The sequence below is a fragment of the Neorhizobium sp. AL 9.2.2 genome (genome assembly GCF_013317225.1).
GTDB lineage: Bacteria > Pseudomonadota > Alphaproteobacteria > Rhizobiales > Rhizobiaceae > Neorhizobium > Neorhizobium soli.
The window spans coordinates 307,943-324,432 of the sequence record NZ_JAALXU010000001.1; the positions used below are offsets into that span (position 1 = coordinate 307,943).

The 16,490-nt window shown below is 61.5% G+C and carries 19 protein-coding genes; 10 read left to right on the top strand and 9 right to left on the bottom strand.

Features of this window, described 5'->3' with window-relative positions; all coding sequences use genetic code 11:
• Positions 1–35: 35 nt before the first annotated feature.
• The gene (gene metK / locus G6K99_RS01585; protein ID WP_062453993.1) at positions 36–1,295 is read left to right on the top strand and encodes a methionine adenosyltransferase; all 1,260 of its coding nucleotides are present in this window, start codon (positions 36–38) and stop codon (positions 1,293–1,295) included.
• Positions 1,296–1,381: 86 nt separating this feature from the next.
• Positions 1,382–2,083 (top strand): tRNA (guanosine(46)-N(7))-methyltransferase TrmB, encoded by a 702-nt coding sequence (locus G6K99_RS01590; protein ID WP_174195523.1) that lies wholly within the window; start codon positions 1,382–1,384, stop codon positions 2,081–2,083.
• 12 nt (positions 2,084–2,095) lie between these two features.
• Here G6K99_RS01590 and G6K99_RS01595 read toward each other — a convergent pair whose 3' ends face one another.
• Positions 2,096–2,353, bottom strand: a complete 258-nt coding sequence (locus G6K99_RS01595; RefSeq protein WP_062453991.1) for a DUF1150 family protein — start codon at positions 2,351–2,353, stop codon at positions 2,096–2,098.
• Between the two features lie 43 nt (positions 2,354–2,396).
• Entirely contained in the window at positions 2,397–2,840 is a 444-nt protein-coding gene (locus tag G6K99_RS01600) for an Hsp20 family protein (protein WP_062578879.1), read from the bottom strand.
• 160 nt (positions 2,841–3,000) lie between these two features.
• On the opposite strand from G6K99_RS01600, the gene G6K99_RS01605 reads away from it, so the two are divergent.
• On the top strand, positions 3,001–3,942 hold the full coding sequence (locus G6K99_RS01605; protein WP_174195524.1) for a nucleoside hydrolase: 942 nt from the start codon (positions 3,001–3,003) through the stop codon (positions 3,940–3,942).
• A 102-nt stretch (positions 3,943–4,044) separates the two neighbouring features.
• Here G6K99_RS01605 and G6K99_RS01610 read toward each other — a convergent pair whose 3' ends face one another.
• Entirely contained in the window at positions 4,045–4,905 is an 861-nt protein-coding gene (locus G6K99_RS01610) for an LOG family protein (RefSeq protein WP_062578882.1), read from the bottom strand.
• Between the two features lie 164 nt (positions 4,906–5,069).
• Here G6K99_RS01610 and dapD point away from each other — a divergent pair, with 164 nt between their 5' ends.
• From dapD to G6K99_RS01630, 4 genes are read left to right on the top strand one after another with little or no spacing between them, the layout of a single operon-like run.
• Positions 5,070–5,930 (top strand): 2,3,4,5-tetrahydropyridine-2,6-dicarboxylate N-succinyltransferase, encoded by an 861-nt coding sequence (dapD, locus tag G6K99_RS01615; protein ID WP_174195525.1) that lies wholly within the window; start codon positions 5,070–5,072, stop codon positions 5,928–5,930.
• A gap of 15 nt (positions 5,931–5,945) precedes the next feature.
• A complete protein-coding gene (gene dapE, locus G6K99_RS01620; protein ID WP_062578887.1) occupies positions 5,946–7,142 on the top strand; it encodes a succinyl-diaminopimelate desuccinylase in 1,197 nt (398 codons plus the stop codon).
• Positions 7,126–7,746, top strand: a complete 621-nt coding sequence (locus G6K99_RS01625) for a hypothetical protein (RefSeq protein ID WP_174195526.1) — start codon at positions 7,126–7,128, stop codon at positions 7,744–7,746. Before dapE ends, G6K99_RS01625 begins: the two co-directional genes overlap by 17 nt.
• A 48-nt stretch (positions 7,747–7,794) precedes the next feature.
• Positions 7,795–8,391, top strand: coding sequence for a hypothetical protein (locus G6K99_RS01630; protein ID WP_062580125.1), 597 nt, complete (start codon positions 7,795–7,797; stop codon positions 8,389–8,391).
• On the opposite strand, the gene truA is transcribed toward G6K99_RS01630, so the two are convergent.
• Genes truA through def form a run of 3 tightly spaced genes read right to left on the bottom strand, consistent with a single transcriptional unit; the run spans position 8,379 to position 10,653 of the window.
• Positions 8,379–9,143 carry a tRNA pseudouridine(38-40) synthase TruA gene (gene truA, locus G6K99_RS01635; protein ID WP_174195527.1) on the bottom strand — a complete coding sequence of 255 codons (765 nt, stop codon included), beginning with the start codon at positions 9,141–9,143 and terminating at the stop codon, positions 8,379–8,381. The genes G6K99_RS01630 and truA overlap by 13 nt on opposite strands.
• Positions 9,143–10,078, bottom strand: coding sequence for a methionyl-tRNA formyltransferase (fmt, locus tag G6K99_RS01640; protein WP_174195528.1), 936 nt, complete (start codon positions 10,076–10,078; stop codon positions 9,143–9,145). Before fmt ends, truA begins: the two co-directional genes overlap by 1 nt.
• 59 nt (positions 10,079–10,137) lie before the next feature.
• Positions 10,138–10,653, bottom strand: a complete 516-nt coding sequence (gene def, locus G6K99_RS01645) for a peptide deformylase (RefSeq protein ID WP_062578892.1) — start codon at positions 10,651–10,653, stop codon at positions 10,138–10,140.
• Positions 10,654–10,816: 163 nt separating this feature from the next.
• Here def and G6K99_RS01650 point away from each other — a divergent pair, with 163 nt between their 5' ends.
• The gene (locus G6K99_RS01650) at positions 10,817–11,971 is read left to right on the top strand and encodes a DNA recombination protein RmuC (protein ID WP_371816130.1); all 1,155 of its coding nucleotides are present in this window, start codon (positions 10,817–10,819) and stop codon (positions 11,969–11,971) included.
• Positions 11,972–12,020: 49 nt separating this feature from the next.
• Positions 12,021–12,923: a ribokinase gene (locus tag G6K99_RS01655; protein ID WP_174195530.1), complete on the top strand. Its 903-nt coding sequence runs from the start codon at positions 12,021–12,023 to the stop codon at positions 12,921–12,923.
• A 94-nt stretch (positions 12,924–13,017) separates the two neighbouring features.
• Here G6K99_RS01655 and G6K99_RS01660 read toward each other — a convergent pair whose 3' ends face one another.
• Positions 13,018–13,587, bottom strand: coding sequence for a hypothetical protein (locus G6K99_RS01660; protein WP_371816131.1), 570 nt, complete (start codon positions 13,585–13,587; stop codon positions 13,018–13,020).
• 264 nt (positions 13,588–13,851) lie between these two features.
• The gene (locus G6K99_RS01665; protein ID WP_174195532.1) at positions 13,852–14,565 is read right to left on the bottom strand and encodes a pyrimidine 5'-nucleotidase; all 714 of its coding nucleotides are present in this window, start codon (positions 14,563–14,565) and stop codon (positions 13,852–13,854) included.
• A gap of 106 nt (positions 14,566–14,671) precedes the next feature.
• Between G6K99_RS01665 and G6K99_RS01670 the strand changes: the two genes are divergently transcribed.
• Entirely contained in the window at positions 14,672–15,574 is a 903-nt protein-coding gene (locus G6K99_RS01670) for an EamA family transporter (protein ID WP_174195533.1), read from the top strand.
• Positions 15,575–15,595: 21 nt separating this feature from the next.
• Here G6K99_RS01670 and argB read toward each other — a convergent pair whose 3' ends face one another.
• Positions 15,596–16,483, bottom strand: coding sequence for an acetylglutamate kinase (gene argB, locus G6K99_RS01675; RefSeq protein ID WP_062578904.1), 888 nt, complete (start codon positions 16,481–16,483; stop codon positions 15,596–15,598).
• Positions 16,484–16,490: the final 7 nt, after the last annotated feature.

The window sequence follows — 16,490 nt, forward strand, 5'->3', positions numbered from 1 at the left end:
ACATTCGATGTCTGTTCTTTGAGGGGAATCCCGTTATGCGCGCCAGTTATCTGTTCACGAGTGAGTCCGTTGCAGAAGGTCATCCGGACAAGGTCTGCGATCGTATTTCCGATGAGATCGTCGATCTCGTCTACCGCGAAGCCGCAAAGACCGGGATTGATCCTTGGGGCGTCCGCATCGCTTGTGAAACGCTGGCGACGACAAACCGGGTGGTGATTGCGGGCGAAGTCCGCCTGCCGCCGAGCCTGATGAAGAAGGACAAGAACGGCAACGACGTGATCAACCCGTCGAAGTTCAAGTCGGCTGCGCGCCGGGCAATCCGCGACATCGGCTACGAACAGGATGGCTTCAATTGGAAGACGGTCAAGATCGACGTCCTCCTCCATTCGCAGTCCGCCGATATCGCGCAGGGCGTCGATAACGCAAGCGACCGTCAGGGCGACGAAGGTGCCGGCGACCAGGGCATCATGTTCGGTTACGCCTGCAAGGAAACGCCGGACCTGATGCCGGCGCCGATCTATTATTCGCACAAGATCCTGCAGCTGCTTGCCACGGCCCGCAAGAAGGGCGAGGGCGAAGCCGCCAAGCTCGGCCCCGATGCCAAGAGCCAGGTGACCGTCCGTTACGAAAACGGCAAGCCCGCCGCCGTCGACTCGATCGTGCTCTCCACCCAGCATATCGATCCCAGCTGGGACTCGAAGAAGGTCCGCTCCGTCGTCGAACCCTATATCCGCGAAGCGCTGGGCGAACTTCCGATCGCAGCCGACTGCAAGTGGTACATCAACCCCACCGGTAAGTTCGTGATCGGCGGTCCCGACGGTGATGCAGGCCTCACCGGCCGCAAGATTATCGTCGATACGTACGGTGGTGCAGCCCCCCATGGCGGCGGCGCATTCTCCGGCAAGGACACGACCAAGGTTGACCGCTCGGCAGCCTACGCTGCCCGCTACCTCGCCAAGAATGTCGTGGCCGCCGGCTTTGCCGAACGCTGCACATTGCAGATTTCCTACGCGATCGGCATTTCCCAGCCGCTGTCGATCTATGTCGACCTGCATGGAACCGGCAAGAACGTGACGGAAGACCAGATCGAAGCGGCAATCCGCAAGACCATGGACCTTTCCCCGTCCGGCATCCGCCGTCACCTCGATCTCAACAAGCCGATCTATGCAAAGACCTCCGCTTACGGCCATTTCGGTCGCAAGGCCGGTCGCGACGGTTCCTTCTCCTGGGAAAAGACCGATCTCGTGAAGCCTTTGAAGGACGCTCTCAAGGGTGATCAGCTCGAAGCGGCCTGATCGCCCTTTACGAGCACGCCTGTAAAACAGTAAAGCGGGTGCCTTCTGCCGAAGGCGTCCGCTTTTACCGTGAGAGAATTCGATCCATGACCGACAAGCCGCATCCCAGCCGTTCCACGGAAGCCTTTTTCGGCCGCCGCAAGGGAAAGCCGTTGCGCGAGAAGCAGGCGGAAGGTCTGGCGACGCTCTTGCCGCAGCTGAAGCTCGATCTGGCCAACCCTGCACCGGAGACGATCGAGAGCCTCTACGACTTCTCTGTCGAGCGGATGCGGCTGGAAATCGGTTTCGGTGGCGGCGAGCATCTGATCCACCGCGCCGCCGAAAATCCGTCGACCGGCTTTATCGGCGTCGAGCCCTTCGTCAATTCCATGGCAAAGCTTTTGACCAGCGTGGAAGAGCAGGGCTTGCGCAACATCCGCCTTTACGATGACGATGCGACCCAGGTTCTGGACTGGCTGCCGGATGCTTCGATCGATCAGATCGACCTTCTCTATGCCGATCCCTGGCCAAAGCGGAAGCACTGGAAGCGCCGCTTCGTTTCGCAGGTCAACCTGGAGCGGTTCCACCGCGTGCTGAAGCCGGGCGCAACATTCTGCTTCGCCTCCGACATCGATACCTATGTGAACTGGACGCTGATCCATTGCCGCGATCATGGCGGCTTTGCCTGGCAGGCGGAACAGGCTTCGGACTGGCTGACGCCCTATGCCGGCTGGCCGGGCACGCGATACGAGAACAAGGCCCGCCGGGAAGGGCGGTCATCGGCCTACCTGACATTCATCAAGGTCTGACGATTATTCCAATCAGTGCAGGGTAACGGTCTTAAGCTCGTCTTCGGCAGCCTTGAAAAAGGTGCTGGAGCGGTTGTCGGTGAGCAGGATCGGCGTACCGTCCGCACCGAACAGGGCCCAAAGGTCAAGGCTGGGATCGATGTCCGGAGCCTCGGGAAAACAGCGGGACACATCGTCCGACTTCATCTTGCGAATGTAACCGACTTCGCCGTTTCCGAGATGCGCGAGTTCGGACTCCGTCAAGCTCGGATTCGCTTCTTTCATAAGCATTTCTGCCTCCACAGTGGGGACGCATCAGCGATTGCTGATTGATCTACTGTGAGACGGAAATGTTAATTTTTCGCACTACACGCTCCGGCTCGGGGCGGATCAGATCGATCGAAAGAAGACCATTTTTCAACGACGCGCCGGACACCTGCATACCGTCCGCCAGCACGAAGATCCGCTGGAATTGGCGGGCCGCAATACCGCGGTAGAGGTAGTCGCGCTCGTTCTGCTCGGCCTGCCGGCCGCGAATGATAAGCTGATTTTCTTCGGTCATGACCTCGAGCTCGGCCTCCGAAAAACCGGCAACCGCAAGCGTGATGCGCAGCAGGTCGCCTTCGTCTTCGGGCGGCTCGTTACCCGCTGTCTTCTTGACGCGCTCGATATTGTAGGGCGGGTAGCCGTCGCTTCCCTTGCCCAATCGCTCGAGTGTCTTTTCCATCGCGTCGAAGCCCAGGAGGAGAGGGCTTGCGAAAGGTGTCATACGGCTCATCGATCGTCCCAGCTTTTGTCCAGCGACTGTGCCGGCGTCCATTAGGCCCGCCGACGGGTCAATATATGGGAATTTGCGGCAGTCAGCGCAAGACGCCGGCGGGCGCTTGACACGATCCGCAACCCGGCTCAAAAACCCGTAAAGTTCAAGGGGAAGAGACATGCAGCGCAGAAAGATCATCATCGACACCGATCCCGGTCAGGACGACGCAGCGGCCATCATGCTGGCCTTTGCGAGCCCCGACGAGCTGGATGTGCTGGGTTTGACTGCCGTTGCCGGCAACGTGCCGCTGTCGTTTACCAGCCGCAACCTGAGGATCGTCTGCGAGCTCTGCGGCAGGCCCGATGCCAAGGTCTATGAAGGTGCATTGAAGCCATTGAACCGGCCGCAGGTGACCGCCGAACACGTCCACGGCAAGACTGGTCTCGACGGGGCGGAACTGCCTGAGCCGACCATGGCGTCGCAGGAACAGAACGCCATCGACTTCATCATCGAGACGCTGCGCCGCGAGCCGGAGGGCACCGTGACGCTTTGCACGCTCGGTCCGCTCACCAACATCGCGATGGCGCTCACCGAGGCGCCGGACATTGCTTCGCGCGTCCAGGAACTGGTGATGATGGGTGGCGGCCTGTTCGAAGGCGGCAACATCACGCCAGCAGCCGAATTCAACATCTATGTCGATCCGGAGGCGGCCAAGATCGTGTTCGGCGCCGGTATCCCTGTGGTCATGATGCCGCTCGATGTCACACATCAGCTGCTGACCACCAAGGCACGGGTCGAAAAGATCGCCGCACTCGGCAACCGCCCGTCGCAGGTTCTCGTCGAATGGCTTGCCTTCTTCGAGCGCTTCGACATCGAGAAATACGGCTCCGACGGCGGCCCGCTGCATGACCCGTCGGTCATCGCCTATCTCTTGAAGCCCGACCTATTTACCGGCCGCCATTGCAATGTCGAGATCGAGACCGAATCGGAGCTCACCGTCGGCATGACGGTCGCCGACTGGTGGGGCGTTACCGGCCGCACGGCCAATGCGACCTTCATGCGCCATGTCGACGCGGATGGTTTCTTCGAATTGCTGACGGAGCGCGTCGGCCGTCTCTAGGGCTCAAGCTCAACCGGCAAGCTGAATGGTCATTGCCCGATCAGGGCCTGTTTCCTCTCCCCGCGCACGGGGAGAGGGTAAGGAACCTGCACCGTACCACCATCAAAGCCCGTAGAAATCCGCGATGATCTTCCACGCCTGATCTGCGGTTTCCACAAAGCTGATCAGCTCAAGATCCTTCGGCGAGATCGTGCCGAAATCGGCAAGCGCTTCGAAGTTGACGATGCCGCGCCAGAACTTTTCTGAAAACAGGATGAGCGGGATTCGCTCCATGCGCTTGGTCTGGATCAGCGTCAGCGCCTCGAACATCTCATCGAGCGTGCCGAAGCCGCCCGGGAAGACGGCAACGGCCTTGGCGCGCATCAGGAAGTGCATCTTGCGAATCGCGAAATAGTGGAAGTTGAATGAGAGCTCCGGCGTCACGTAAGGATTGGGCGCCTGTTCGTGCGGCAGCATGATGTTGAGCCCGATGCTCGGTGCGCCAACCTCCGACGCGCCAAGGTTGCCGGCCTCCATCACGCCCGGTCCGCCACCGGTCACGACCACATATTCCTGATGGTCGTAGGCTGCCGAATGCACACCACAGAGCGTCGCGAACTTGCGGGCCTCTTCGTAGAAAACCGAGGCTGCGATCAGGCTATTGCGCTGGGTCTCGTTGTGAGCCGCCCAAGGCGCCTGGCCCGGTGCCGGAATGCGGGCACCGCCGAACAGCACGACCGTGGATTTGATCCCGGCCTCGGCGAGCATCATCTCGGCCTTCATGAGTTCCAGCTGCAGCCGCACCGGCCGCAATTCTTCGCGGCTCAGGAAATCCTCATCGGCAAAGGCAAGGCGATAGGTCGGCGACAGCGTCTGCGGTGTTTTCGGCTGAACTGCGGCGGCACTTTTGTCGGCCTTGTTGTCCTTCAGCGGATCCCAGACCCCGTCCTTCCGCCGTGGTCCATCATTCTTCACCCGTGCCATCGCAATAACCCTTCCGGAGCCGTTCGCTTATATGCGTTGACGCCAATTCGCATTGACGCTTGAGTGCCGGTCGCTTAGAGCAATTGGCACCATTTGGCCAGCCACACGGCTGTGTCCCGGGCCTTTGCGGCCATCACGATATCGACGACGACGAAGGATTCTTCATGAGCAGCGCAGACCTCTCCTCCCTCGAAAAGACGATCGAAACCGCGTTCGACAACCGCGACAGCGTGACGATCTCGACCAAGGGAGAGATCCGCGATGCCGTAGAGCAATCGCTCAACCTTCTCGATGCCGGCGAGGCGCGTGTGGCCGTGCGCGGCGAGGATGGCAGCTGGACCGTCAACCAGTGGCTGAAGAAGGCGGTTCTCCTGTCCTTCCGTCTCAACGACATGGAAGTCGTCAAGGGTGGCCCCGGCACCTCCACCTGGTGGGACAAGGTTCCTTCGAAGTTCGAAGGCTGGGGCGAGAACCAGTTCCGTTCGGCCGGTTTCCGCGCGGTGCCGAACGCTGTCGTGCGCCGCTCGGCCTATATCGGCAAGAACGTCGTGCTGATGCCATCCTTCGTCAATCTCGGCGCCTACGTCGATGAAGGCACGATGGTCGATACCTGGGCAACCGTCGGCTCCTGCGCACAGATCGGCAAGAACGTGCACCTGTCCGGCGGCGTCGGCATTGGCGGCGTGCTGGAGCCGATGCAGGCCGGCCCGACCATCATCGAGGACAACTGCTTTATCGGCGCCCGTTCGGAAGTCGTCGAAGGCTGCATCATTCGCGAAGGCTCGGTCCTCGGAATGGGTGTCTACATCGGCAAGTCGACCAAGATCGTCAATCGCGCCACCGGTGAAGTCTCGTTCGGCGAAGTGCCGCCTTACTCGGTCGTCGTTGCCGGCTCGATGCCGTCCGGTAATGCCACGATGCCGAACGGCCTGGCCGCACCGCATCTCTATTGCGCTGTCATCGTCAAGACGGTCGATGAGAAGACCCGCTCCAAGACCGGCATCAACGAACTGCTGCGCGACTAACCGAAGGCCATCCCGATGTCCGCTGTCGACCCGATCGCAAACCTGCGGGACCTCATCCGCTGCCCGTCCGTCACGCCCGCCGAAGGCGGCGCATTGTCGGCGCTTGAGGCGATGCTTTCGCCGCTCGGCTTTACCGTCGAGCGGATGGTGGCGACCGAGCCCGGCATGCCCGACATCGAGAACCTCTACGCGCGGCTTGGAACGACCGGTCCGCATCTGATGTTTGCCGGCCACACGGATGTGGTGCCGGTCGGCGACGAGGCATCTTGGAGCCATCCGCCGTTTTCCGCCGAGATCGAAGGTGGAGAGATGTTCGGACGCGGCGCCGTCGATATGAAGGGTGGCATTGCCTGCTTTGCCGCAGCCGTTGCCCGTCATATCGAACAGCACGGCGCACCGCAGGGCTCGATCTCCTTCCTCATCACCGGCGACGAGGAAGGCCCGGCCGTCAACGGTACCGAGAAACTGCTGAAATGGGCAGCCGACAAGGGCGAGCGCTGGGATGCCTGCCTGGTCGGCGAACCGACCAATCCGGATGTGCTTGGCGACATGATCAAGATCGGCCGCCGCGGCTCCGTCTCCGGCAAGGTCACGGTCCATGGCGTTCAGGGCCACGCGGCCTATCCGCATCTCGCCGATAACGCTGTACGCGGGCTGCTGCCGCTGGCGCAGGCCCTGATGCATCCGCCCTTCGACGAAGGGACACCGGAATTCCCGGCCTCCAACCTCGAAGTCACCACGGTTGATATCGGCAACCCGGCAACCAATGTCGTGCCGGCCAAGGCGAGTTTCGCCTTCAACATCCGGTTCAACGACACCTGGACAGCCGAAACCGTCCAAGCCGAGATCCTGCGCCGTCTCGATGCGGCCGCAGGCGACCAGACGCTGCGTCCCGGTCGCGACAAAGTCCGTTACGAAATCGTCTGGGCCGAGCGACCGAGCCACGTCTTTTTGACCCGCAACAACGCTCTGATCAGTTCGCTTTCGGGCGCCGTCGAGGCGGTGACGGGCAGGGTGCCCGCGCTGTCGACCACCGGCGGCACATCCGATGCGCGTTTCATCAAGGATTACTGCCCGGTCGTCGAGTTCGGCCTCGTCGGCCAGACCATGCACATGGTGGACGAGCGGGTAGCGATTGCCGACCTCGAAACGCTGACGCAGATCTACGGAACCTTCCTCTCCCGCTGGTTCGGCGATGCTGCGGTTTCATGACCTCAGCCATCACTTAAGCGGTCTCTGGCTGCTGATCCGCGGCGATGCGCGCGGCCTCAGCGCCTTCGACATTTCCGACAAGGGCGTTGCCCGGTCCTTTCTCGCGATCCTGTGGTGCCTGCCCGCGATCGTCGCGGGATGGATGTTCAAGCGTGCCGAATATGCGCAGGCGCATCCAAGGGGCGGTGACGGTGTCCTCGCATTCGCCGGAAAGATGTTTCTGGTGGAGATCGCGCAGTGGATCGTTCCGGTTCTCGCCATCTGCCTCGTCGCTGTCGCCTTCGGACTGCGACCGCTGCTGCGCACGCTAATCGTCACGCGCAACTGGTTCACGGTGCCGCTGGTCTATGCATCCTACGTGACCGCATTCCCGGCCAGCCTTGCGCTGGACAGCCTGTTCGGTACCGGCCTTGTCTACCGATATGCATTGCTTAGCGTCATGCTTGCCGTTCTCGTCGGTGCAGGTCTTCTCTATTGGCGGCTCCTGACGACGGTTGTCGGCGGTTCCCCATGGTTGCGGGCTTCGCTGCTCGGGTTCACCGTGTTGACCGAACTGGTCGTCGTGTCCTGGCTGGAGACAAGCCTTGGAGTGACGGTCGCATGATTGCCCACCGCGGACATTCTTTCCGCATTCCCAATCCAAGAGGTGCCGATGCCCAGCTACGCTGAAGTCCGGTTTTACGTGTCCGGCATCTGGCTGCTGATCAAGGGCGATGAGCAAGGGTTCAAACAGCTCGATCTCTCCGACCGCGGCCTGCTGCGCTCCTTCTGGGCCTTTGTCTGGTGTCTGCCGGCAATGTTCGTCACCTGGGCCTGGTGGCGGATGATGTTTCTGCAGGCGATGCCGCCGGGGACGAAGACCGGTGGCCTGTTCTTCTTCCGGCTCGGCATGCTGGAGGCGATCGACTGGATCCTGCCGCTCATTCTGGTGGGCATCGTCTGCGCGCTATTCGGGCTCGGCCAGAAATTCCCGACGATGGTGATCGTGGTCAACTGGCTGTCCGTGCCGTTTGCCTATGCCTACGCAGTTCTGGCGGCAGCCTTCATCCTGCCGATCGGCATGACCGGATTTCTGGCGCTTCTACATCTGTCGCTGCTGATCGCCGTCGTCGTCGCGCTGACGCGAGTGATGCGCATGCTTTGCGGCCCGCAGCCGCTGCTGGTGACGGCGCTGGTGATGGTGCTGATCGTGCCGGACATGCTTCTGTCCGAGGTGCTGCAGCGGTTCCTGGGCGTCTATCCGTCCTGACGGTCGTCAGGATAATCCACCTTCATGAAATAAAGACCATCCGGCGGGGCCACCGGGCCGCATCGCTTGCGGTCGCGTGCCTCGAGCGCGTCCCGCACGTCTTCGGGCGTAACCTTGCCTTGTCCGGCGATCTTCAGCGTGCCCGCAAAGGAGCGTATCTGGTTGTGCAGAAAGCTCTGTGCCGAGGCTCGGATCTCTATCAGATCGCCTGAGCGCGTCACGTCCAGCCGGTCGAGCGTCCGGACCGGGCTTTTCGCCTGACAGTGGGTGGAACGGAAGGTGGTAAAGTCGTGATGCCCGACCAGCATCTGGGCTGCCGCATGCATCGCCTCGTGGTCGAGAGGTTTTGACACCCACCACGCCCGGCTCGCCTCAAGCGCCAAGGGAGAAGGGCGGTTGAGGATGCGGTAGAGGTAATGCCGCTTGATGGCCGAGAACCGCGCATCGAAGGTCTCGTCGACGAGGCTGACATCGATGACCGAGACTTTTTCCGATGCCGTCATCAGATAGGCGTTGACGGCGTTGCGCAGCTTGTACGGCACCCACTCGCGGGAAAGATCCGTATGAACCGTCTGGCCCCAGGCATGCACGCCGGAATCGGTCCGTCCTGCGCCACGGACCGATACGGTCTCGCCGGTCAGCTTCAAGATCGCCTTCTGCAGGGCGGCCTGCACCGAATGACCGTTGTCTTGGATCTGCCAGCCCACATAGGACGTGCCGTCATATTCGACGATCATCTTGTAACGCGGCATCAGGCCACCCGCATTCCGGTCGCCATCGCCGTGCCACGCAGGAAATCAGCGGCATCCAGCGGCTTGCCGCCGGCCTTCTGCAGCCGCGTCAGGCAAACGGCGCCGTCCCCGCAGGCGATCGTGAGGTGATCGTCCAGCACCGTGCCTGCGTTTCCCTGTCCGGAGCCCATTGCGGACGAGAGGACCTTGATCCGTTCCGGCTTACCGTTGATCTCGGCCTCGAACCACGCGCCGGGGAACGGGGAGAGCCCGCGGATATGGTTGTGAACGTCGCGCGCGGGCCTCGAGAAATCGATGCGGGTTTCACCCTTGTCGATCTTCGACGCGTAGAGCACGCCGTCGTCGGACTGCGGTGTCAGCGGCAGGTCGCCGGCTTCGAGCTTCTCCATCGCCTCGACCATGGCACGCGCGCCCGTCAGCATCAGCCGGTCGTGCAACTCGCCCGCGGTCATGGCCTCGCCGATCTCGACTTCCCGGGTGAGCGCCACCGGGCCGGTATCGAGGCCCTTTTCCATCTGCATCACCATCATGCCGGTCTTTGCATCGCCGGCCATGATGGCGCGCTGGATCGGGGCAGCACCGCGCCAGCGCGGCAGCAGCGAAGCATGGCCGTTGTAGCAACCGAGCCGGGTGCCGGTGAGGATCGCTTCGGGCAGAAGCAGGCCATAGGCGACGACCACGGCGACATCCGCCTTGAAGGACCTGAAGGTCTCGCGGTCTTCCTCGCTTTTGAAATTGAGCGGTGTCAGCACCGGGATGCCGAGCAGTTCCGCCGCCTGATGCACCGGCGACTTTACGAGATCGAGCCCGCGGCGCCCGCCGGGACGCGGCGGCTGGCTATAGACCGCGACGATCTCGTGACCGGCCTGCTTCAAGTTCTGCAGTGTCGGCACGGAAAATTCCGGTGTGCCCATGAAGATGATGCGAAGAGACATGGACCTTTTCGCGCCCGCAAGGAACGCGCCTTCAAACCGAGAGTGCCTGCAAGCGATCGCTAGACCGCCTTTGCCTTGGCAGCCTTGGTGAACCTCTTGACCACCATTTCGCGCTTCAGCCGCGATATATGGTCGATGAACAGCACGCCGTCCAGATGGTCGATCTCGTGCTGAAGGCAGGTGGCGAGCAGGCCATCGGCCTCGATCACGTGTTCCTTGCCGTCGCGACCGATATGCTTGACCGTCACGGAGGCCGGGCGCTCCACCTCGGCATAGTATTCCGGGATGGAAAGGCAGCCTTCCTCATACACCGATCGCTCGTCCGATGAGCGGATAATCTCCGGATTGATCACGACGATCGGGTTCTTCTCGTCTTCCTCGCGCGACACGTCGACCACGAGAATGCGGCGGGCAACGCCGATCTGGATCCCGGCAAGGCCGATGCCCGGAGCGTCGTACATGGTTTCCAGCATGTCGTCCGCGAGCTTCAAAAGAGCATCGTCCACCCGTTCGAAAGGCTTGGACACCTGACGCAGGAGCGGATCGGGGAGAATGATAAGCGGCTTGATCGTCATGGCGATCCCATAACCTATCTTTTTCGCCGATGGAACAGCCCCGGATCGCCGTTTTCGATCAATGTTCCCGTTTTGATCTTTCCAATCCGCGGTTTTCTGCTAGCTTGCCGCCATGAATGACCTGTTCCCCGAGATTTCCCGTTTTCTGGAGAGCCAGCACCCGATGGTGCTAATGGCTGCTTCGTGCATCTTCGGCATGCTTCTCATGTTGTTTCTCATGCGCCTTTCCGGAGGCAGCGGCCGTCAGGCGGAAGACGCCGAGGCCCGCATGGGCGAGTTGATGCGGATGCAGGGGGAAATGCAGGGCAGGCTTTCGGCGATGGGCGAAACGCTTGCCGCCCGCCAGGTCGAGCTCAGCCAGGTCGTCGGCCAGCGGCTCGATGGCATGACCCACCGGATCGGCGCAACCATTACCGAGCAGACCAGATCCACCCATGACAACCTGCGCCAGCTGCAGGAGCGTCTGGCCGTCATCGACGCGGCCCAGAACAATATCCAGAGCCTTGCCAAGGATGTCGTGGGGCTGCAGGCGATCCTTTCCAACAAGCAGACGCGCGGCGCCTTCGGTCAGGGCCGGATGGAGGCGATTGTTTCCGACGGCCTGCCGATGGGTGCCTTCGAATTCCAGAAGACCCTGTCGAACGGGTCGAGACCAGACTGCGTGATCCGCATGCCGAACGGTTTGCCACCGCTGGTCATCGACGCGAAATTTCCGCTGGAGGCCTGGAATGCCTTTCGCGAATCGGCCGCACCCGAAGCGCGCCGGGCCGCATCGCAACAGTTTCGTCGGGACATGGAAGTCCATATCCGCGATGTCTCGGAGAAATACCTGATTGCCGGCGAAACGCAGGACACCGCTTTTCTCTTCGTGCCGTCGGAATCGATCTTTGCCGAGATCCACGAGCATTTCGAGAGCGTGATCCAGAAGGCGCAGCGCGCCCGCATCGTCATCGTCTCTCCGTCGCTGCTGATGCTGTCGATCCAGGTTATCCAGGCGGTGCTGAAGGATCAGCGCATGCGCGAACAGGCGCATCTGATCCAGGGCGAGGTGGCCTTGCTGATGGAGGATCTCGGTCGCCTCGACGAGCGGACCCGTAAGCTGCAATCGCATTTCTTCGCAGCCCAGAAGGACGTCGAGCAGATCGTGACGTCGACCGAAAAGCTCGGCCGGCGCGGTGCAAGGATCGAAGCGCTCGAACTGGAAGCACCAGTGGCCGCCCCGATACCCCACGCTGGACCAACCCCCGCAGTTCCGGCATCCGGCGCAGTCGAGAGCCGCACCGGTTCGCTGCGCTTGAGGGTAGTTGACGAGGACTGATTCTCTCGGGCAGTGTCAGCCCGCATTTCACAAAACAGGCAGGCACAGCATGATCACCGTCTTCGGCTCCATCAACATGGATCTTATCGCAACGACGGAGCGGTTGCCGGGGCCGGGCGAAACGGTTGTGGGTTCGACCTTTGCGACGGCCTCCGGCGGCAAGGGTGCCAACCAGGCACTGGCCGCCCGCCGCGCAGGCAGCGACGTGCGCATGGTCGGCGCAGTCGGAGACGATGGCTTTGCAGACCCGGCGCTGGCTTTGCTCCAGGCATCCGGAACCGATCTTTCAGCGGTCACGCGGACAAGTATTTCGACTGGCACAGCACTGATACTGGTCGGCGATGACAGCGGCGAGAACATGATCGCCGTCGTGCCCGGTGCCAATGGCACGATCGGCGAGGCGCAGGCGCAGGGCGCGGTGGAGGCCATGTCTCCATCAGACACGTTGATGCTGCAGCTCGAGATCCCGCCGGCAGCCGTCGAGGCCGCACTCCGTGCAGCAAAGGCGAAGGGCATCCGGACGATGATCAACACTGCGCCGCTGACGGCCGATGCGGTGCGACTATCCGGCCTTGCCGATATCGTCGTCGCCAACGAGACCGAATTCGAGCTTCTCGCAGGTTGCACGATCATCGACGCCCAAGCGCGCGAAGAAGTTTTGCGCCGCCTTCACAGTGAGACCGGCCAGACGTTCGTGGTCACGCTCGGTGGCGAAGGGGTCGTTGCCATGCTTGATGGTGAAATCCTGTCGGCCAAGGGCCTGAAGATAGAGCCCGTCGACACGGTGGGTGCCGGCGATACGTTCTGCGGCTATCTGGCTGCAAGTCTCGATCAGAGGATAGGCTTTGCAGATGCCCTGCGACGGGCAGCCGTTGCGGGCTCGCTTGCCTGCCTCGAAAGAGGCGCCCAGCCGTCTATCCCTGAGGTATCAGCCGTCGAGGCGCGGCTCTGAAAAGTTTCGGACAGTTGAAACGACTGGACCCGCCTCCCGGAAGGGAAGGCGGGTCCATCAGACGACTACCAGTCTAGTTCAGGGGGGCGTAGAACTAGAGGGGGCGGTCCGGCAGGTCGTCGATCGTGATCTGTCCGTCCTTGTTCGTGTCCATGCGGGCGAACAGCTTTTCGGTGGCAGCAGCGGCTTCTTCCTTGCTGATCTTGCGATCGCGGTTCTCGTCGATCATGCGGAACATGCCGGGGCCCATCATACCGTCGCCAGGTCCACCCCTAGGACCGCGATCTCGGCGAACTTCCCGGCGCTCATGCCGGTCGTGGTGGCGGTCACGGGCCTGTTCGCGGTCGGCACGTGGTCCGTCAGCCTTGGGGCCCTCAGCCTTAGGGCCTTCACCCTCGGGTCCTTCTGCCATCGGGCCGTCTGCATCCGGGCCTTCGTCCTCAGCCTCTTCAGGCGTCGGCGGCGGGTTGTTCTTGCGGAACTCGGCCATCTTGTTGTCACGGAAATCAACCATTTCACCGCGGGTTATGGACCCGTCCTTGTTGAGGTCGATCTCGGCGAAAAGCGCTTCCTGGCGAGCGGTCAGCTCTTCCTTGGAAATCTTGCCGTCCTTGTTCGTATCCGCCTGCTTGAGAAGGCGAACGAACATTACATCCTGCATCATCGCAGCGCGTGGACCGCCATGCGGGCCGCCGTCAGGGCCTCCGCGCCGACCTTCATGATGGCGTGGTCCGTCAGGGCCTGGTGCAGCGAAGGCGGGGATGGCTGCGCCAGCGATAAGAGCAGCGCTCAGGCTTGCCAAAACTATCTTCTTCGCGATCATCGAGTGGTCCTTTCCGGTTGCTTCGATAGCCTGAAGATAGGATCGGCAACTGGTCAAAACCACTTAAACATCTGTAATGTAGATGAACTTTTGGTAAGGCGCGGCCTACGCGAATTTGAGGCCTGACAGGAATGCGGTGAGATCGTCGGTGACGTAGTCGATGTGATCGTCCTCGTCTGAAATTTTTTCCCAGCGCTCGATGACCACCGTATCGAGATCGCGTGGCACCAGCAGCACCGTGCGCATGCCGAGCGCTTTCGGAACGACGAGGTTGCGCGGCAAGTCCTCGAACATGACAGCGTTCTTCATGTCGACCGTGTGGAGGCTGGCAAACTTGTCGTAGGTTTCGCCGGCGGGCTTGGGCAGGTAACCGGCGGCAACGATATCGAAGATGTCGTCGAAATCGTCGAGAATTCCAAGCGCGCGGGCAGCCGCCTGCGCATGAGGAACGCTTCCATTGGTAAAGATGAACTTGCGGCCGGGAAGCGCCCGGATTGCCTCGCCCAGTTCCGGATGCGGCGACAGTGTCGAATAGTCGATCGCATGCGCCCGGTCGAGAAACCCATCCGGATCGATGCCGTGGTTGAGCATCAGGCCCTGCAGCGTCGTGCCGTGCTCGTGATAATACTGCTTCTGCAGCCGCTTGGCCTCGTCATGCTCCAGCTGCAGCAGTTCCTGCACATAGGCCGTCATGTTCTTGTCGATCTGCGAAAACAGATTGACGTGATGCGGGTAGAGCGTGTTGTCGAGATCGAAAACCCAGTCACGGATGTCTGCGAAATCGGCGGCGTCAGGGGCAGTCTTCGGCGTCTTGTCCATGGCCGTGTTATGCCAGCGTTTGGATGAGAAGAAAATCCGCTTCGACGAACATTTACGGGCCTTGCCGACCTTGGCCGATGATCGGGCCGCGTGATACCGCCTTGCGATGGAACTTTGGATCCCCATCACCATCGCTGCCGCCTTTTGCCAGAACCTGCGGTCAGCGCTTCAGAAGCATCTGCAAGGCTCGCTCGGCACCCGCGGCGCAAGCTTCGTGCGCTTCGGCTACGGATTTCCGCTCGCCGTCATCTACGTGCTCGTTCTGCATTTCGGTGTCGGCTATGCGTTGCCCAGCCCGGATCTCGAGTTCGTATTCTGGGTCGTGCTCGGCGGGCTCGCGCAGATTCTCGCGACCATGCTTCTGGTCTATCTGTTTTCGCTGAGGAATTTTGCGGTCGGCACCGCCTATTCGAAGACCGAGCCGGTGCAGGCGGCAATCTTCGGCTTCATCATTCTGGGCGATAAACTGACCAGCGGCGGAATAGTGGCGATCATCGTCGGGGTGGTCGGGGTGATGCTGATCTCGATGGCCAATCTCCCGATTTCCTGGCGCAACCTCGGCACTGCCATGGTCGGCAGGATCGCTCTGATCGGCATGGCCTCGGGCGGCCTCTTTGCCATCGCCTCGATTTCCTTCCGCTCCGCCTCGCTGTCGCTGAACGGACCCAATTCGATCATGCAGGCCGCCGTCACGCTGACCTGCGTCACGATATTCCAGACCGTCTTCATGCTGATCTGGATGCTGTGGAAGGACAAACGCGAAATCGTCCAGGTCGTACGCACCTGGCGCTCCTCGGCGCTTGTGGGGCTCGCTGGCGTGGTCGGCTCCGCCTGCTGGTTCACGGCGATGACGTTGCAGCAGGTGGCCTATGTGAAGGCGCTCGGACAGATCGAGCTGATCTTCACCTTCGCCTCGTCCTATTTCTTGTTCCACGAACGGCTGAACCGCATGGAACTGTCGGGATGCCTGCTGATCGTCTGCGGTATCCTCGGCCTTCTGATGTCCTGAAGGCCGAGCTCTTGCTGCTGATCAGGGAACGATCAGCGTGCCCGCACCGTGTTCGGTGAAGATCTCGAGCAGCACCGAGTGCGCGGTCTTGCCATTGAGGATGACGACGCCCTGAACGCCCGCGCGGATCGCCTCGATGCAGGTTTCGACCTTGGGGATCATGCCGCCGGAAATCGTGCCGTCCTTGATCAGCGCCTGCGCCTGCGCGACGGTCAGTTCCTTGATCAGGTTCTTGTCGCGGTCGAGAACGCCCGGAACGTCCGTGAGGAACAGCAGGCGGGTGGCATGCAGCGCGCCGGCAATGGCGCCAGCAAACGTATCGGCATTGATGTTGTAGGTCGCGCCGTCGCGGCCGGGAGCGACCGGGGCGATGACCGGGATCATCTCGGACTTGGCAAGCAGGTCGAGCAGCGTCCGGTCAACTTCGACAACCTCACCGACGAAGCCGAGGTCGAGCACGCGCTCGATGTGGCTGTCGGGATCTATGATGGTCTTCTTGGCCTTTTCGGCAAACACCATGTTGCCGTCCTTGCCGCAGAGACCGATCGCCCATTCGCCGGTCTGGTTGATCAGCGCGACGATTTCCTTGTTGATCGATCCGGCAAGAACCATTTCGACGATCTCGACCGTCTTTGCGTCGGTGACGCGGAGCCCGCCCTCGAATTTCGATTCGATGCCCATCTTGGTCAGCATCGCGCCGATCTGCGGGCCGCCGCCGTGAACGACGATCGGGTTGACGCCGGACTGCTTGAGAAGCGCGATATCCGCCGCAAACGCCTTGCCCAGAGCCATATCGCCCATCGCATGGCCGCCGTATTTCACGACGATCGTCTTGTTCTCGTAGCGCTGCATATAGGGCAGCGCCTGTGCCAGAAGTTGTGCCTGAAGTTCGCTTTCCGAAGCCGTCATGGAAATA

What these genes read in the sequence shown, in the direction of transcription:
- G6K99_RS01610 (WP_062578882.1), bottom strand. Translation starts at nt 4,905, where the DNA reads ATGGCACGGGTGAAGAATGATGGACCACGGCGGAAGGACGGGGTCTGG.
- G6K99_RS01605 (WP_174195524.1), top strand. Translation starts at nt 3,001, where the DNA reads ATGCAGCGCAGAAAGATCATCATCGACACCGATCCCGGTCAGGACGAC.
- def (WP_062578892.1), bottom strand. Translation starts at nt 10,653, where the DNA reads ATGACGATCAAGCCGCTTATCATTCTCCCCGATCCGCTCCTGCGTCAG.
- dapE (WP_062578887.1), top strand. Translation starts at nt 5,946, where the DNA reads ATGTCCGCTGTCGACCCGATCGCAAACCTGCGGGACCTCATCCGCTGC.
- G6K99_RS01600 (WP_062578879.1), bottom strand. Translation starts at nt 2,840, where the DNA reads ATGAGCCGTATGACACCTTTCGCAAGCCCTCTCCTCCTGGGCTTCGAC.
- metK (WP_062453993.1), top strand. Translation starts at nt 36, where the DNA reads ATGCGCGCCAGTTATCTGTTCACGAGTGAGTCCGTTGCAGAAGGTCAT.
- G6K99_RS01660 (WP_371816131.1), bottom strand. Translation starts at nt 13,587, where the DNA reads ATGATGCAGGATGTAATGTTCGTTCGCCTTCTCAAGCAGGCGGATACG.
- G6K99_RS01595 (WP_062453991.1), bottom strand. Translation starts at nt 2,353, where the DNA reads ATGCTTATGAAAGAAGCGAATCCGAGCTTGACGGAGTCCGAACTCGCG.
- G6K99_RS01665 (WP_174195532.1), bottom strand. Translation starts at nt 14,565, where the DNA reads ATGGACAAGACGCCGAAGACTGCCCCTGACGCCGCCGATTTCGCAGAC.
- G6K99_RS01670 (WP_174195533.1), top strand. Translation starts at nt 14,672, where the DNA reads ATGGAACTTTGGATCCCCATCACCATCGCTGCCGCCTTTTGCCAGAAC.
- G6K99_RS01655 (WP_174195530.1), top strand. Translation starts at nt 12,021, where the DNA reads ATGATCACCGTCTTCGGCTCCATCAACATGGATCTTATCGCAACGACG.
- G6K99_RS01650 (WP_371816130.1), top strand. Translation starts at nt 10,817, where the DNA reads ATGGTGCTAATGGCTGCTTCGTGCATCTTCGGCATGCTTCTCATGTTG.
- G6K99_RS01625 (WP_174195526.1), top strand. Translation starts at nt 7,126, where the DNA reads ATGCTGCGGTTTCATGACCTCAGCCATCACTTAAGCGGTCTCTGGCTG.
- G6K99_RS01590 (WP_174195523.1), top strand. Translation starts at nt 1,382, where the DNA reads ATGACCGACAAGCCGCATCCCAGCCGTTCCACGGAAGCCTTTTTCGGC.
- G6K99_RS01630 (WP_062580125.1), top strand. Translation starts at nt 7,795, where the DNA reads ATGCCCAGCTACGCTGAAGTCCGGTTTTACGTGTCCGGCATCTGGCTG.
- truA (WP_174195527.1), bottom strand. Translation starts at nt 9,143, where the DNA reads ATGCCGCGTTACAAGATGATCGTCGAATATGACGGCACGTCCTATGTG.
- argB (WP_062578904.1), bottom strand. Translation starts at nt 16,483, where the DNA reads ATGACGGCTTCGGAAAGCGAACTTCAGGCACAACTTCTGGCACAGGCG.
- fmt (WP_174195528.1), bottom strand. Translation starts at nt 10,078, where the DNA reads ATGTCTCTTCGCATCATCTTCATGGGCACACCGGAATTTTCCGTGCCG.
- dapD (WP_174195525.1), top strand. Translation starts at nt 5,070, where the DNA reads ATGAGCAGCGCAGACCTCTCCTCCCTCGAAAAGACGATCGAAACCGCG.